This is a genomic window from Dyadobacter ginsengisoli DSM 21015 (assembly GCF_059568735.1).
Genome location: NZ_JCANTY010000006.1, coordinates 46,979 through 62,888, shown reverse-complemented (window position 1 = coordinate 62,888; position 15,910 = coordinate 46,979). Strand labels below are relative to the sequence as shown.

The 15,910-nt window shown below is 51.3% G+C and carries 11 protein-coding genes; 6 read left to right on the top strand and 5 right to left on the bottom strand.

Annotated elements, in window-relative coordinates; all coding sequences use genetic code 11:
• Positions 1-39: 39 nt before the first annotated feature.
• The 3 genes from BP71_RS22110 to BP71_RS22100 are packed head-to-tail and all read right to left on the bottom strand — an operon-like array spanning position 40 to position 2,202.
• Entirely contained in the window at positions 40-1,284 is a 1,245-nt protein-coding gene (locus tag BP71_RS22110; RefSeq protein ID WP_496383259.1) for an RNA polymerase sigma factor, read from the bottom strand.
• 58 nt (positions 1,285-1,342) lie between these two features.
• A complete protein-coding gene (locus BP71_RS22105) occupies positions 1,343-1,681 on the bottom strand; it encodes a YciI family protein (RefSeq protein WP_496383257.1) in 339 nt (112 codons plus the stop codon).
• 53 nt (positions 1,682-1,734) lie between these two features.
• Positions 1,735-2,202 carry a carboxymuconolactone decarboxylase family protein gene (locus BP71_RS22100; protein ID WP_496383255.1) on the bottom strand — a complete coding sequence of 156 codons (468 nt, stop codon included), beginning with the start codon at positions 2,200-2,202 and terminating at the stop codon, positions 1,735-1,737.
• 245 nt (positions 2,203-2,447) lie between these two features.
• On the opposite strand from BP71_RS22100, the gene BP71_RS22095 reads away from it, so the two are divergent.
• The 4 genes from BP71_RS22095 (at position 2,448) to BP71_RS22080 (ending at position 9,351) form a co-directional block, all read left to right on the top strand.
• A complete protein-coding gene (locus BP71_RS22095) occupies positions 2,448-5,657 on the top strand; it encodes an outer membrane beta-barrel protein (protein ID WP_496383253.1) in 3,210 nt (1,069 codons plus the stop codon).
• Between the two features lie 276 nt (positions 5,658-5,933).
• Positions 5,934-6,380 carry a methyltransferase family protein gene (locus BP71_RS22090; RefSeq protein WP_496383251.1) on the top strand — a complete coding sequence of 149 codons (447 nt, stop codon included), beginning with the start codon at positions 5,934-5,936 and terminating at the stop codon, positions 6,378-6,380.
• Positions 6,381-6,707: 327 nt separating this feature from the next.
• On the top strand, positions 6,708-7,169 hold the full coding sequence (locus BP71_RS22085) for a (2Fe-2S)-binding protein (protein ID WP_496383249.1): 462 nt from the start codon (positions 6,708-6,710) through the stop codon (positions 7,167-7,169).
• Between the two features lie 10 nt (positions 7,170-7,179).
• Positions 7,180-9,351: a xanthine dehydrogenase family protein molybdopterin-binding subunit gene (locus tag BP71_RS22080; RefSeq protein WP_496383248.1), complete on the top strand. Its 2,172-nt coding sequence runs from the start codon at positions 7,180-7,182 to the stop codon at positions 9,349-9,351.
• 3 nt (positions 9,352-9,354) lie between these two features.
• On the opposite strand, the gene BP71_RS22075 is transcribed toward BP71_RS22080, so the two are convergent.
• Entirely contained in the window at positions 9,355-12,132 is a 2,778-nt protein-coding gene (locus BP71_RS22075; protein ID WP_496383246.1) for a DUF6797 domain-containing protein, read from the bottom strand.
• 158 nt (positions 12,133-12,290) lie between these two features.
• Here BP71_RS22075 and BP71_RS22070 point away from each other — a divergent pair, with 158 nt between their 5' ends.
• Both BP71_RS22070 and BP71_RS22065 read left to right on the top strand, forming a co-directional pair.
• Positions 12,291-13,583 carry an NCS2 family permease gene (locus BP71_RS22070; RefSeq protein ID WP_496383244.1) on the top strand — a complete coding sequence of 431 codons (1,293 nt, stop codon included), beginning with the start codon at positions 12,291-12,293 and terminating at the stop codon, positions 13,581-13,583.
• Between the two features lie 8 nt (positions 13,584-13,591).
• On the top strand, positions 13,592-14,395 hold the full coding sequence (locus BP71_RS22065) for a 5'-methylthioadenosine/adenosylhomocysteine nucleosidase (protein WP_496383242.1): 804 nt from the start codon (positions 13,592-13,594) through the stop codon (positions 14,393-14,395).
• 3 nt (positions 14,396-14,398) lie between these two features.
• On the opposite strand, the gene BP71_RS22060 is transcribed toward BP71_RS22065, so the two are convergent.
• Entirely contained in the window at positions 14,399-15,664 is a 1,266-nt protein-coding gene (locus BP71_RS22060) for a chloride channel protein (RefSeq protein ID WP_496383240.1), read from the bottom strand.
• Positions 15,665-15,910 lie beyond the last annotated feature (246 nt).

The window sequence follows — 15,910 nt, the reverse complement described above, 5'->3', positions numbered from 1 at the left end:
GTCACCTCACGTGACTGGCTTCTAGTTTAGAAACTACACTCAGCCCTTCACATTTTCCAATGCCTGTATTTTCCTGCTGATACCCTGCTTTTCCGTTTGGGTTTTGGCCAGCGCCAATGCCTGTTCGAAATAGCCGCGGGCGATGTCCTGGTCGAGTCCGGAATGAAGCTCTGCCAGCAACACGAGGTAGAAATGATTATGGTCCAGTTTCAACTGCTCTGCCTCAGCCAGCGCCACTTTGGCTCCTTTCAATTTATACAATGCAAAAATACGGTTCAGCGCCACGCTCGGCGAATAATTGATCTGAATGAGCTGATCGTACAAGTTCAGGATCTCTCCCCATTTTTCCGGTTTATCCTCCTTCATGCAATGCAGCTGAGCAATGCGTGCTTCGAGGTGATAGGAGGTAACTTCATCCCCCGTGGCCGACAGGTTGAGAAAATACGCACCCTGCCGGATCAGTTCCTGGTCCCAGAGCGAATCGTCCTGATCGTCGTAAAGCACCGGCTCCTCCCCCTGCCCTTCGCGTGCAGCGAAGCGGGAGGCGTGAAAGCACATGAGCGCGATCAGTGCGTGCGTTTTGGGAACATTTGTTTTTTCGTAGCCGGTCAGCAGGACGCCAAGCCGCAAAGCCTCGACGCCAAGGTCTTTTCGCAGGATTTCATTCTGCGTTTTGGAATAGTATCCCTCGCTGAACAGCAGGTAGATGATATGCAGCACATTGTCGAGCCTGCGCACGATCTCGCTTTCGGGCGGAAGTTCCATATGTACCTTTTCGGCACGCAGCTTTTCCTTTGCCCTGAAAAGCCTCTTATTAATAGTTTCTTTATTGGTAAAAAATGCCTCCGCGATTTCGTCGATGCCAAAACCGCAAAGAATGCGCAATGCCAGCCCCATTTGCGCCTCACTGGCGATCGACGGATCACACACCGCAAAAAGCATTTGTAACTGGCTGTCACGGATGTTTTCCTGCGAAAAACTGAGCTCCGGTTCCACTGGTCCGCCCTGCCCTTCTATGACTTGCGGCATTACCTTCTCCTTGTAAATCTTGCTTCGCCTGAAATAATGGAGTGTTTTCTGCTTGGCAACCGCGTAGAGCCAGGCAGTCGGGTTTTCGGGGATGCCCTTGACTCCCCAGGTTTCGGAAGCCAGGAGAAAAGTCTCGCTGACAATGTCTTCCGCCATTTCAATGTGTTCCAACCCATACATGCGGCTGATCACAGCCACCATTTTGGCGAATTCTTTTTGAAATAAGTGTTTTAATGATTCCTGTTCCCTTTCCATGGTTTTATGACAAGCCCGCCCCCGGGCAGGGGCGGGCTTCGTTTGTTGATGATGCTAATTAGGAAAAAATCCGGCGAATCTCCACACTGCCTCCCATATCGATCGCAGGGCAACCGTGTGCCAGTGTCGTGGCATCGTCTATATTTTCAGCATTGACGATGATGAAACTGCCCAGCCTTTCGCGGATCTCTACGAACGGGCCGTCGGTGACGACACCACCAGCCCTCAGTACCCGGCCGTCGGTATCCAGGCGCTGCCCCCTGGCTGAGAGTTTCTCCTGCGCCACAATACCACCCACCCAGTCGTGCCATTTTTGGGTAAGAGTCTGCATTTCGGCCGGAGAAGCATTACTGTAATCGAAACTGGGCTGGCGGAACAATAACATGAATTCGTTCATGGAAATATTGGTTAAATGGGTTGGTTAAAAAGTCTGACCTTTTCCAAAACGCTTCAATGTACCGCGAATGCGCCCGGCTTGTATCCTCCCGCGACGGTGCGGAATGCAATGTTGATGCGATTATAGGAGTTGATGCCGATAACCGCCATAGTGAGGTCCACTATTTCTTCTTCCGAAAACTGCTCGCTGACTTCCGCAAAGACTTCATCCGACACTTCCCGGCCCCTCAGTTCCGTAACCGCTTCGGCATAAGCCAGTGCAGCACGTTCCCGGTCCGAAAAGAATGGCGCTTCCCTCCAGGCGCTGAGCAGGTATAGCCGCTGTTCGGTTTCCCCTTCTGCCCGAAGGTCTTTGGAATGCATATCCAGGCAGAATGCGCAGCCGTTGACCTGTGACACCCTGAAATAGATCAGGTTGAGCAGGCGTTTCTCCACCGGCGATTTTGCCAGATAACCTCCCAGCCCGTACAGAGCCTTCATTGCGTTTTGTCCTTTTTGCATGAAATTGATTCTTGGTTCCATGATGCTAATTTTGAATGAGTGAATGAATAAATGAATGTCTGAATGACGCATTTCACTGTAATGATGATTGGCTAAGGCGGGATTGGACAGCGGTGTAAAAAAAATCAGAGTTTTTTTAACGGGCATGGGATGTCCATGTCATCGGGCTATTTCAAGAGTTCACAATTCGATAACAATTCAATAACAGCTGGGATAAGTAGATACCCTTCTTTTGCGGCAAATTTAGTTTAACCAACTTCATGCTCATGCATAAGAGATTTTTACTCCCTATTGTCCTGATGCTGCTTTGCTGCTTTGCAAACATTGCTGCACTACGGGCCCAAACTACGCAAGCGTCGATTTCCGGTATGGTGATCGACGATCAGAATGCCGGACTGGCGGGCGCTACCGTGCAGGTCAGGAACGAATCAACAGGCTTTACCACCGGAACAGTTACCAACGCCAAAGGAGAATATGCTTTCAAAGAACTTCCGTTGGGCGGTCCTTACACGGTCATAGCCACCTATATAGGTTTCGGTGAACAGAAACAAACGGGTTACCTTCTCCATCAGGGCGATGCGATCAAAGTCAAAATGGGCATGAAAGAAGCAGGTCAGACGCTGGAAGTTGTGAGCGTTGTGGCTTCGGGTATCAAGAATAAAATCGAGAACCTGGGTGCCTCCACGGCTATTTCGGCGCGCGACATTACGCGTCTGCCAGTGAATGGACGGAACTTTACCACGCTGATGGACCTGTCCCCATTGAGTCGTGGTGGTAACATTTCGGGCCAGTTGGGTTCGTCTACGGGTTACACCATCGATGGTATGAGTTCCAAAAACCCTACCTCCGCCGGTGCTACCACCAGCCGAAGCGGTGCTCCCTACTCCATTTCAATTGAAGCGGTACGTGAGTTTCAGGTAGTTACCAACCAGTATGACGTTACTTACGGACGCAGCGGGGGTGGTACCATCAGCGCGGTGACGAAATCGGGTACCAACCAGCTGAGCGGTAGTGCATTCAACTACACGCGCGCCGACTGGTTGTCCAGCCCTTACGATATTCGTGGTAACAAAATCAATAACAAATTCTCTACCAACCAGTTTGGTTTCTCACTGGGCGGGCCGATCCTGAAAGACAAACTGCATTTCTTTATGGCGTGGGATCACCAGCAAGACAGCCGCCCATTGATCATCGCCGACATTCTCAGCCCCGTTGACGAGAACCGTTTCAACGTTACCCGCGCTACGCTCGACCAGTTTGTGAACATTGCCCGCACCAAATACGGCATGTCCAACACCCCGCAGTTCGGAACATTTGATAAAAAACGCGGTTCTGATGCGGCATTTTTGCGTCTGGACTGGCAGTTGAACAACCGGAACCTTTTGACGATCCGCAACAACTACACCAACGACCGCAACAAGCTCGGTCTGGCCGATAACACCACGATCAATGCTTACGAGTCTTACGGCAACGACTTCAACCAGGACAACAGCCTGCTTGCATCCCTCCGCTCGACGCTTAATTCGAAAGTGACTAATGAGCTGAAAGTGCAGCATTTGTTCGTAAAACAAAAAAGTGCTCCCGGCGACCAGCTTCCCGACGCCAACATTCCGAGAGCGATCGTGGAGAACGTCAACTCCGTTTTGAGCGACGGCAATTCGCGTGCGACGAACATTCAGATGGGCGGTCACCGTTTTGCGCAGGAGCGTTTTACCAACCATGTGGTTCAATTGGTGGATAACCTGTATTATAACACCGATAAAGTTGAGTATACTTTTGGTGCGGACATCATGATGACCCACTCGAATTCTACCTACGGTTCGGAAGTGAATGGCCGTTTCCACTACAATGTGGATGCCGCCGCGGGTAAAACGTCCCTCGACCAGTTCAACGACCTGAAACCATATCGTTACTACCGCGAGGTACCTTTGATGGACGACTGGTCAGTAAAAGGAACGATCTGGAATGCAGGTGTTTATGGTCAATTGAAAACGAGCCTTGCGACGGGCCTGGACGTGGTGGCAGGTCTGCGCCTCGACTACGCGCATTACCCGAGCTCGCCTTTGAACCAGACTTTGTACGACGCCCTGAAAATCCGCACCGACAATAAGATCAAGTCGTTTGTGGTGCAGCCACGCGTTCAATTTACCTGGGACGTGAACGACAAGCATACCGATATTTTCCGTCTCGGAGCCGGTGTGTTTGCCTCGGACATCAACAACTATATCGTGATTAACAACCTTACATTTGACGGAAAGCACCTGGCGACCGTCGATGTACGCAGTCCGAACATTCCTACCCCGGATTTCGCAGCTTACCGTGCCAACTACAACAGCATTCCCACATTGTCGCAATTCCAGCTACCGACCATCAATACCAATGCCAAAGAGGCGCGCGTGCCTATCATTTATAAGGCTAACATTTCCTACAACAAATACCTGACCGACAAACTGAAAGTAGGTATCGCGGGTTACATGAGTCTTGCCCGCAACAATTATATGTATGTGGACCGGAACATGGTTGACGAGCCATTCTTCCGCCTGGCCAACGAGGGTAACCGCGGCGTGTACGTACCGGGCGGTGATAAAATGCCTACCAACGGTGCCGGCGACTGGCTGCTTGGACGTAAAGCCACACAGTTTGGCCGCGTGCTGGAACTGAACAGCGAGGGAAAAGTGAATGCATTCTCGGTGGTAGCTGATGTGAAATACCAGTATTTCCGCGATGGCGAGATCACATTGAGCTACACCTACAATGATGTGAAGGACAATACGTCTTTCAACGGTAACGTAGCGAACAGCGCGACGCTCTCATTGCCGGTTCGGGACGATCCGCGTAACCTTAGCCTGATGTCCTATTCCGACAACCAGTTCCGCAACAAGGTGGTGTTCTTCGGAACAGCGCCGAGCTTCTGGGGTGTCAGCGTAGGGGTTCGCTATTCAGGAATTGGCGGCACCCGCTACACACTGCTTTCGGGCGGTAACACCAACGGCGATTTCGTAGGTACCAATGACCTCGCATATGTTTTCGACAGAAACGATCCGAGCGTACCTGAAAACGTGCGTACCGGTCTCCAAGCCATCCTCGACAACAAGGACGCGAGCCAGAGCATTAAAGATTATATCATCAAGAACTCAGGTAAAATCGCTGAAAGAAATGGTGGTATCAACGGATTCTACGGCGTGTTCGACGTTCGTGCATCGAAAAAGATCAAAATTGCCGGCACGCATGCCATTGAAGTTTCTGCCGATATCTTCAACTTCGCCAACTTCCTGAACAAGGAGTGGGGCCGCAACAAGTCGCTGGGTACACAAAACCTTTATGCATTGGGTATTCCGGCCACGAAAGATCAGCAGGCAATTCCGGCATTTGACAGAGCGAAAAACCAGTTTGTATACCGTGTGAATACTGCCGGTGTGGTGACGCCTTCGGGCAACCCTTACCAGGTGCAGATTGGGTTGCGGTATAGCTTCTGATACCTCATTTAATAAGGATTGTAAGAAAGTCCCGGTTGCTGACGCGGCCGGGACTTTTTTGCACATCCCATTGATAATTGATTTACGGCTAATGCAATAACGAAAATGCCGGAGTCGGTATCCCGGCAATCCAAACGGCTCACCTTCGTTTTCAAGCCGTTTACACCGCTGTTTTTGCAGTTCATCGCATTGATATTCTCACGTATGCGTGCAACGACATAGCTTTGTATTGCGTTTTACCAAAAAAGAACGGTAACTACCAAACTCCAACTAGCCATGAGTACTATCGAAATTGAACAAGACCAAGAGATTACCCCCAAAAACATCATCCAGATCGGGATGGGATTCTGGCCGGCAAAAGTCCTGCTGACGGCCGATAAACTCGATCTTTTTACCGAACTGGCCGACGGACCCCTGTTTGCATCGGAAATCCAGCGCCGACTGGGCTTACACGAGAAAGGCGCCATGTATTTTCTCGACTCGCTCGTCGCGCTCGGCCTCATCGAACGCCAGGGCAAAGGCTTCACCGCCATTTACAGCAATACACCAGAAACCGCAACTTATCTGAATCGCCGTAAGCCAACGTATTTGGGCAGGTTTCTGGAAAAAGCCAACGACAGGCTCTATCCTTTCTGGAACAATTTGGAAGAAGCATTGCGGACTGGCCGGGAGATCAAAGCGATCGGACAACCGCTGTTTTCGGCATCGCAGGCGTCTGCTTGATTGTGAAAACCGCATAAAAATCGAGCAACCAGTGGGTTCATTGCTAGTAAATAGCCAATGTACCGAATCATATCCCAGATTTCCGGGAGTCGCTTGCGCGGCTCCCTTTTCTATTTTTTCCCTTAGTCGGTTGGAATCGCTAAACCCAATATCTCACGGTGAGATATTGCCTCCATACTACTGTCCATTTTGTATTTATCGAAAACGAGCAGACCCATCAAAACCTGCATTTCGTCACTGTAAACCAGTCCTTCATCAATTGTATTTCTGCACCTCACGGCGTCGGCTTAGGTTTGAACGATTTATGTCATCCCAACCAACATCAATATGCCGTCCTACGAACTCTCCGTCAATGGCAAAAACTACTCCGTCGAGGAGGAAGAACAGATGCCGTTATTATGGGTTATCCGCGATATCATCGGGCTCACGGGTACAAAATATGGATGCGGGATCGCGCAATGCGGCGCTTGTACCGTGCACCTGAGTGGTGCTCCGGTCCGGTCGTGCTCTTTTCCGGTGTCGGCGGTAGGGGGACAGCCCGTGACGACAATCGAGGGAATTTCTGAGGACAATTCGCATCCGGTCCAGAAAGCGTGGATCGCCGAGCAGGTACCGCAATGCGGTTACTGCCAGAGCGGGCAGATCATGTCGGCGGTGGCGCTGCTGCAAGGCAATCCGAAACCTACCGACGAAGATATCAATGCAGCCATGAGCGGAAACATATGCAGGTGCGGAACCTACCCGCGTATCCGCAAGGCGATCAAAACCGCCGCAGGCTATTCCCATTGACCGCACGAATATGAAAGATGCCGATATTTCCCGACGCGATTTCCTGAAACAGGCTGCGTATTCGGGCGCAGTGCTCACCCTGGCAGCTTACTTTCCGGCGAAAGGACAAACCGTCGTGCAGGTGATCAATACCGGTGTGAGTGGCCATACGTCGGGAATGGAATTAATGTCATGGATTTCAATCAGTGAATCGGGAAAAGTGACGCTGATGTGCAACCGCTCGGAAATGGGCCAGGGCACTTTCCAGGCTATGCCGCAGATGATCGCCGAAGAGCTGGAAGTCAGACTGGAAGATGTGGACATTCTTTTTGCTCCCGCTAATCCTAAAAAATTTGGCCCGCAACCCCAGGAAGGAAGTTTCTCGATCCGAGGCTGGGCACAACAGCTCCTGCGCACGGGCGCCTCCGCGCGGGAGATGCTGCGACAGGCTGCCGCTACGCAGTGGCACGTGCCCCTGAGTGAATGCTATGCCGAGAATGCCCATATCCTGCACCATTCTACGGCCCGGAAGCTGGGTTATGGCCATCTCGTGGCGACCGCGTGCAGCCTTCCGGTTCCCGAAAATGTGGTGCTCAAAAGCCGGAGAGATTATAAAATCATCGGCAAACCGATTCCCCGCAAGGACATTCCACTGAAAACCAATGGGACCGCCGTGTTTGGTTTGGACAAAAAAATATTGGGCATGCGGTATGCGGTGGTAGAGCGCAACCCGCGGTTCCTGGGAAAAGTAAGTGGGTTCGACGATTCCGAAACCCGGAAGGTACCGGGTGTTACGCACGTCTTTAAGGTACAGCGTGCTGTTTTTTCGCAATTATGTGAAGGAGTCGCGGTGGTGGCCGATTCACTTTGGGCCGCCATGCAGGGACGCAAGGTATTGAAAGTGGATTGGGATGATTCAGGATTCCCACATCCGGGTTCCGCTTCGCTTGACGCACAAATGCGGGAAAATCTCCAGAAGCCCGGCCCTCAGCCACAATTCGAAAATGAATATGCCCGTTGCTCCCGAAAGCTGGAAGCCGTTTATGAAACACCTTACCAGTCGCACAGCTGCATGGAACCGCTCAACTGTATTGCCGATGTGCGCCCGGACAGCATCGAGATATGGGGCCCGATTCAGGAGGTCAACTGGATCCAGGCCGACCTCAGTTCCCGGATGAATATCCCCATTGAGCGCGTTACGGTACATATGACGTTTCTGGGAGGCGGGTTCGGCAGAAAGGCCTTCCCGGACTATCCGCACGAAGCCGCATTAATTTCCAAAGAGATTCACGCCCCCGTACAGGTGGTATGGACACGTGAAGATGATATGAGTACCGGCCCCTTCCGGCCCGGCGCATTTTATGCTTTAAAGGGCGGCTTGCATGCCGATGGCCGCATTCATGCCTTCCAGGCCATTACCGCCACCCAATGGATCGGCCAGGAGTGGTCACCCGCCCTTCCGCCCGCTCCCGAAGTGCCTGGCTATAATACCGGTGATTTTGAAGGATTATTGCCTGCTTATCGCAAAGGTATTCCGCATTACAGTTTCGGGGGTGTGGGTACGCATTCCCCCGTCCCTGTGATGTGGTGGCGCTCCGTATCCGCATCGACCAATGGATTCGCCTGCGAGAGTTTCATAGACGAACTGGCGCACCTGGCAGGCAAGGATCCGCTGGATTTCCGCCGTGATCATCTACCCGAACCGCGTTACCATGCATTAATGGATCGCATGGAAACATTGACAGGCTGGAAAACAAGAGGAAAAAACAAGGGATGGGGCCTCGCGGCAACCGAATGCTTTACGGGCATTTGCGCTCATGCCGTGAAAGTGTCACGAGGCGCCAACGGCAAGGTGAAGATCGATAAGGTTATTGCGCTGATGGATTGCGGCTGGTATGTGAATCCCGATATCATTCGCGCGCAGGTAGAAGGCAGCATTGTGATGGCACTTGGCGCAGCTACCATTCATGCTACCACATTTGAAGATGGCAAAGCAGTTCAAAAAAACTTTGACACCTACCCGATGCCCCGGATCGCGGACATCCCGTCTATTGAAGTACACATTATGGAAAACGACGAGAAACCCGGCGGTGTGGGAGAGCCGGGACTGCCTCCGTTTGCCCCGGCTCTTGCCAATGCTGTTTTCGACCTGACGGGCCAACGTATCAGAAAGCTGCCTTTCAGTCTGGATACTATTTCCTGAAACCTATTTATCCGAAAGGGATTTGATGTACAGGATCACCGATTCGATGTCATTGTCGGAAAGCACGCCGACAAATGAAGGCATTTCCTCATTGTATCCCTTCACAATGCGCTTGGACGGCGTCAGGATAGATTCCCTCAGATAAGCTTCATCCGCGATAACCTTGCCGCCATCATCGAAGTGCCTTTCAGATTTGTATAGGTTCTGAAACGGCGGACCGTACATGCCTTTGGTACGGGTGCCTTCGGAATGGCAGCCTGCACAGGCCATTTTCTGGAAAATCTCCCGTCCTTTTTCAGCCGAAGCCGGCGTCTCCGCAATTGCTGCCGCTACGACCTCGGGCCTTTTGGCGGTTAGCAATGCCAAATCGACATTTTGGAACCCATAGCGTTTCAAATCGAGTTCTTTGGACTCATTGATAGTAAACCAGAACTGATCATTGACTTTTTTGCCATCGGCCGCCTGCAAATGGTAAGTCACTTCCACCTGCATGATTTCCTGCATATCGGGCACGAGCAACAGTATTTTTTTACGATCCGGCGACAAATATGAAGCTGCAACATACAGGGTCTCCTCGCCGGTTGAGCCATCCGTTTTGAAATGCCCCGAACCGTATTCCTCGGTCCGTTTGTAGTTCCAGCGCTTTACTTCGAAGTTTTTGGGATCTGTTGCAGAATTTGCTTCCAACGGCGAATCAAAACTCAGGATAATGCCTTGCTTACCTGCTCCAAAATGGTTGGGCATATAGCTCGGCTTACCGGTGTAGCGTAGCCGCAGCAATGCACTGATCCCATTGGAACTCGACCCCCAGAGGTTAAAACCCGCTACATACAGCTGCTCATCCACAGGATTCATGGCCCCTTTGGAAGTGGGTGCCGGGTAGTCGGCGTTAATCACAGACACACCTCCCTGCACCACGCTCGTCGTACTGTCGATCAGCACGCGGAAGAGTCCCGGGCGGCCAAAGGAGAAATGGATGAGGTTTCCATTCAACGGCCCCATTTTATTCCCGGTTACCCATGCCTGACTGATCGCCGAACGATCGACGCTGTGAGGAATCCAAGTCAACGGAGGCGTTACCGCCGGATTATCCTTGCGATGCAATGTGGGCTCCACGCCAAAATAATCGCCGTTATGAATAACAAAAATCGGGGTGGAGGGCACGAAGTTACCCTGTTGGTCTGAGGCCGTGAGAATACCCTTCTGCGGATGAATACCCAGGTAAGGCCCTCTCAGACCGGTTGCTATCACTTCATAGTTACGTCCGTCCTGCGAAATTTTCAGGATTGTGCCATTCTGATCGGAGCCTGCACGAAAACCTTTGCCCGTCGCCGCGGTCATTCCCGGGCCATTGCTGAGGCTGCCTCCCTTGGCAATATAAAAACTCCCGTCGGGAGCCGTTACCAAATCCCCGGCCCATTCACGCGACTCGGGCGATTGCGCCATAACATTGGAGAAATTTTCGTAGTAATCAGCCACATTATCATTGTTGAGGTCACGCAGGTGTACGATTCCGTTCCGGTCAAAAACATAGATTTCCTCTTTTACGATCTCGATGCTCATCGGTTCATGCAACCCCGACGCAAAACGCCTCCATTTGAGGTTTTGCAGGTTGCGGTCGATGCCTTCGATCAGCCAGACATCCCCTTCGAAAGTCACTACGGCAGCTCTGCCATCTTTGAAAAAACCGACATCGGCCACACGTACATTGCGCTTCCAGGGATTGTTCAGGGGCAATGTAAGCTGGTCGGTCACGAAAGCTGCGGTATCGGGCGATAATTTCCCTTGTGTTACTACGGTCTCCTTCCACAATCCCAGCCCTCCGCTTTTGAAATCGGGAAGCGGGGTATGTTTTGTTTTACAGAATTTTTCAAATGCGCCTTTATTTTTCGAAAGCCCTTTCCAAATCACCACGGTCGCTTCTTCCGTTTTGCCGGAAGCCGGGATTTTGACAGTCAGGTACTTTCCTTCTTCAATCCCGGGTTGCCACGCTGACTTACCTTTCCCAAGCAACGCCACCGCCGTAACGGTGTCTTTGGCTACCCCCTGGTATATGTAGGCAATGCGGCCCTTCACCTCGCTTGCGGTCGCATTGCCGATCTCCGCGGCGGTCAGGTACAGCTCGTTACCCGGGTTATTAGCCTGAATGCTCCGTGTAAAGGCTACACCGCCTGCAAATTTTGTACTGCCGGGCATTTCATAAATGCGGGCATCGCCCACCGAATAATCCAGTACCGACCGGTTGCCATATACATACACACCATTCCAGCGGGCCTTGTCAGCAGGAAGCGCCTTCCAGGTGGGCGGCAACGACTGGTCGCTGCGGTACGCGGGTTTCCCCGTGGTCCAGCCTGCATACGCGCCCGTGGCGAGCACGGGTACACCGGGCACGGTGGTAATGCCATTGTTTTTATTAAAAAAATCCTTGTAGGAAACCTGTGCCATCAGCACCATCGGCAGGAATCTTCCGGTCCAGGCCACCGACCAACGTAGCAAATCGGTGTCGAAGCATGCATAGGCACTATCACCCAGCTGCAATGCGAGCGTACGTGCGGCCTGATTGTCTTTGGGGAAGCCTCCACCCAGTTTGCGGGCATCGACGGACGTTGAAATATAAGGAAAACCGGGTTCGACAAATGAAGCAAGATTCAGTGAATCGGGCCGGTCTGATGCATTGTTGATCGTATGGGTGTATCCGGTTATCAGAACGGACGCTACCGAAAGCCCTCCCAGCAGAGCCAATGCCCATTGCTTGCCGCGGTACTTCGAAATTCTAAACATGTAAGGATCAGGGAATAAAGGAACAAAAGGTAAAGCAGTGCAAAGTAGCAACTTACTGGATTACATTTGACCAATTTTACCCCCTTTCTCCCCTACAAGCAATAAAAAAGGCCTCTCGTTGAATTTAAATCAATATATTTGAAATAAACCTAAACACTATGTTCGCTTTCTCCGGGCTTCGAAAAGACCAGGTCTCCACCGAAATCCTGGCCGGAATTTCCTCATTCCTGGCAACCGCCTACATCATTGTTGTCAACCCGTCGATCCTCAGTCAAACGGGAATGCCATTTTCAGCGGTACTCACCGCTACCATCCTGGTCTCATTTTTCAGCAGCCTTATGATGGGTCTGTATGCCAACAACCCGATCCTGGTAGCGCCGGGGATGGGGCTGAACGCATTCTTTACATTTACAGCAGTACTCACCGATAAGCTAACCTGGCAGGTTGCATTGGGCACTGTGTTCTGGTCGGGTATATTTTTTCTGATCCTGTCGGCCTTTAACGTGCGCGCCTACATTGTAAAAGCCATTCCCAAGCCTTTGCGCTTCGGGATTGCGGCCGGTATCGGGCTTTTTATCACGCTCATAGGCTTTGCCAATGCGAAATTCATCGTTCCCAACCCGGCTACGATGATCAGCCTGGGAGGCCTCAATGCCCCTGCTCTGACATTCATCGGCGGATTGCTCATTACAGTGATCCTGCTCGTGAGGCGGGTAAAAGGCAGTATCCTCATCGGCATTGTCGCCACCAGTCTGCTCGCCTGGCCGATCGGTCGCTGGTGGGGCGGTACGGAAACTGTCATTAACATTGACCATATTATTGCAAAACCGGATTTCAGTCTGCTGTTCCAGCTGGATCTGGTCAATTCCCTGCAATGGAGCCTGGCTCCGATCATTCTGGCATTTGTGTTCACAGATATGTTCGACAGTCTTTCGACCTTCGTAGGTCTGGCCGAAGCAGCCAACCTGCTAGACGAGAACGGAGAGCCGAGAAATATCCGGCGTTCGCTCATAGTCGACGCACTATCCACTGCCATTGCCGGATTGACAGGCAGCAGCCCCGGAACTGCCTACATCGAATCGGCGGTGGGGATCGAACAGGGCGGAAAAACAGGCCTCACGGCGGTCACCGGCGCCATTTTGTTCCTGCCTTTCCTCTTTTTATCGCCACTGCTGAGCGCTGTTCCCGCGATTGCCACCGCTCCTGCATTGGTTTTGGTGGGTGTTTTTATGATGAAACCGGTAACACGCATCAATTGGCACGATCTTTCAGAGGCATTCCCCGCGTTTCTGGCGATGGTGCTCATTCCATTTACCTACTCCATTACGCAAGGCATCATCTGGGGTTTCCTCAGCTGGACCGTGTTGCAGCTTCTGACCGGCAAAGCCAGGGAAATCAGTCTTGCGCTGATTGTTATCGATATTTTCGCCATTCTGGCGCTGATTTTTTAGCTTTTCTTATGAAAAATTCACTACTCACGTCTCTTCTGCTCCTTTCTTCAATGTTCGTTCAAGCCCAAAGTATAACGGGTATCCTCGGCGCATTTCCTCCTGAACTGGTTCTTTTGGAAACTGAAATGAGCAACAAAAAAGACACGGTGATCAGCAACATCCGGTTTTCACTGGGCACGTTACGAGGAAGGCCTGTCGTGCTGGCACAAACGGGTATTGGTAAAGTGAATGCGGCCATTACCACCGTGCTGATGATTGAGCATTTCAAACCCAGGGAGATTGTTTTTTCAGGAATTGCCGGCGGGATCGATCCGGCATTGTCACCGGGCGACCTTGTGATCGCGACACAGATCACCTATCATGATTTTGGTCAGATCGACGATGCAGGCATGCATTATTGGGCAACAAAAAATCCTTTTACTCAAAAGGACAATCCGTTGAAATTCCATTGCGACTCCGCATTGGTGGCTAAGGCATTCTCGGTATCCAAAACGCTGAGTCTCGCAAAAGTCAAACGCGACAACGGCAGCGTTGTCCCTTCAGTCAAAAAGGGAATAGTAGTTACAGGTGATGTATTTGTTGCCTCCGAAAAAACAACGCGCCGCCTATTGAAAGACCTGAATGCCGCCGCCACCGAAATGGAAGGTGCCGCCATTGCGCAAACCTGTTTTCAGCATAATGTGCCGTTCCTCATCATCCGCAGCCTCAGCGACAGGGCCAATGGTAAAGCCAAGAGCGATATGGACCAGTTTTACAATGTGGCGGCCCACAACGCGGCAACACTCGTGATGGCTGTTGTTGAAGAAAAATAACCGTCAGGCTTTTTTGACCTGATAAGTATAAACCGAGTAGGGAAAAATCATCGACGCGACCCATTTAGAGATCAGGCTGGCGATGACGATCGGAATGAAAAGGATATAGTTGTCCGCCAGTGCGCACACCAGGAAAATGGATGTAAGCGGTGCATGGATACTGCCACTCAGCACTGCGGCCATCCCGATGAGCACGAAATTGACAGGTATTAGTCCCAAATCGAAATAATGGTTCAGGACGACGCAAACGATCAATCCAAGAAATGCACCGATAAACAGACTGGGCGCGAAAACACCGCCGTCGCCACCCGCTCCGAGCGTGACCGAAGTAGCCACCGGTTTGAGTAGTAACACAGCGAGTAAGGGCAACATCAGTGTCATCGAAGGAGCATTCACATGCCGGAATACGCTTTTGATCCCGTCATAGCCTTCCCCGTACAGGTTCGGGACAAAGAAAATCAGCGTCGAGATCAGCAACGAGCCGCCGATAATGCGGACGTAGTCGTTTTGCAGGGAGCCGAAAAATTTCTTGCAGAACAATACGCATTTGGTGAGGTACACCGAGTTCAGTCCTGCCAAAACACCCAGTAATATCATGTAGGGCAATGCTTCGGTGCGCCAGTTAGTCACAGTGAAATGGAACACCTGCTTATAAAAGAAGAACCGTGTCACGAAGTACGACGAGAGTACAGCCGTGATGACACTCGCCGAATGCAGTTTGCTTCTTCTCCGGGTGAAGACTTCAAAGGCGAACAAAAACCCGGCAACAGGTGCATTGAACAAAGCGGTTACCCCCGCCGCCAGGCCCGCGCAGACGAGGTCGGTGCGGTACCTGCGAAGGTAGCTGACTTTGCGGCTCGACAATGCGCCGATGGCCGCTGTCGAAACGACCGTCGATACTTCGATACCCGTAGATCCACCGAAAATGACGGTCAGCAGCCCGTTGAAGTAATGTGATGGGATTTTGTATGCAGGCAGCGTATGTGCATTCTTGTTTACGGTGTCGAGTACTTCCTTGATCCCCTTGTTGGCCTTGTTATGAAAAAGGAAATACCGTAGCAAATGGATGGTCGTGAGACCGATCAGCGGGATAATGAAGATCAGATAGCGGTTATGATGCAGGTTTTCGAGAAAAACTTCCTCGTAATGCTCCGTAATGACTTTGAGTGTGTCGGCCACCAATGCCGACAAAACCCCTGTAACAGCAGCAGCCAGCAACACCACAGCCACTCGCTTTGACTTTTTAATCTGATAAGATTTATAATACATTGTAAAAGAGGATAACCCTACATCTTAAGCTAACGTCATTTTTCCTGCTTTTTGTTTCATCAGCACCGCGACAATTCTTTTTTTTATCCTATTTCTACCACCAAAACCCGGGTACTGTACAAAAACAGCCTGTTAAACCGCAAAAAATAATAATACGGAGACAATCCGGCACGGGTAGGATAAACGAACCGGATTCTTTTTATCAGGTCCGGGAGTAAGTTTCGGACACAATCCAGTGTATTCATT

Bases quoted from the DNA above. Each gene is read 5' to 3' on its own strand.
- BP71_RS22070 (WP_496383244.1), top strand. From the start codon at position 12,291: ATGTTCGCTTTCTCCGGGCTTCGAAAAGACCAGGTCTCCACCGAAATC.
- BP71_RS22080 (WP_496383248.1), top strand. From the start codon at position 7,180: ATGAAAGATGCCGATATTTCCCGACGCGATTTCCTGAAACAGGCTGCG.
- BP71_RS22085 (WP_496383249.1), top strand. From the start codon at position 6,708: ATGCCGTCCTACGAACTCTCCGTCAATGGCAAAAACTACTCCGTCGAG.
- BP71_RS22100 (WP_496383255.1), bottom strand. From the start codon at position 2,202: ATGGAACCAAGAATCAATTTCATGCAAAAAGGACAAAACGCAATGAAG.
- BP71_RS22095 (WP_496383253.1), top strand. From the start codon at position 2,448: ATGCATAAGAGATTTTTACTCCCTATTGTCCTGATGCTGCTTTGCTGC.
- BP71_RS22110 (WP_496383259.1), bottom strand. From the start codon at position 1,284: ATGGAAAGGGAACAGGAATCATTAAAACACTTATTTCAAAAAGAATTC.
- BP71_RS22060 (WP_496383240.1), bottom strand. From the start codon at position 15,664: ATGTATTATAAATCTTATCAGATTAAAAAGTCAAAGCGAGTGGCTGTG.
- BP71_RS22075 (WP_496383246.1), bottom strand. From the start codon at position 12,132: ATGTTTAGAATTTCGAAGTACCGCGGCAAGCAATGGGCATTGGCTCTG.
- BP71_RS22105 (WP_496383257.1), bottom strand. From the start codon at position 1,681: ATGAACGAATTCATGTTATTGTTCCGCCAGCCCAGTTTCGATTACAGT.
- BP71_RS22090 (WP_496383251.1), top strand. From the start codon at position 5,934: ATGAGTACTATCGAAATTGAACAAGACCAAGAGATTACCCCCAAAAAC.
- BP71_RS22065 (WP_496383242.1), top strand. From the start codon at position 13,592: ATGAAAAATTCACTACTCACGTCTCTTCTGCTCCTTTCTTCAATGTTC.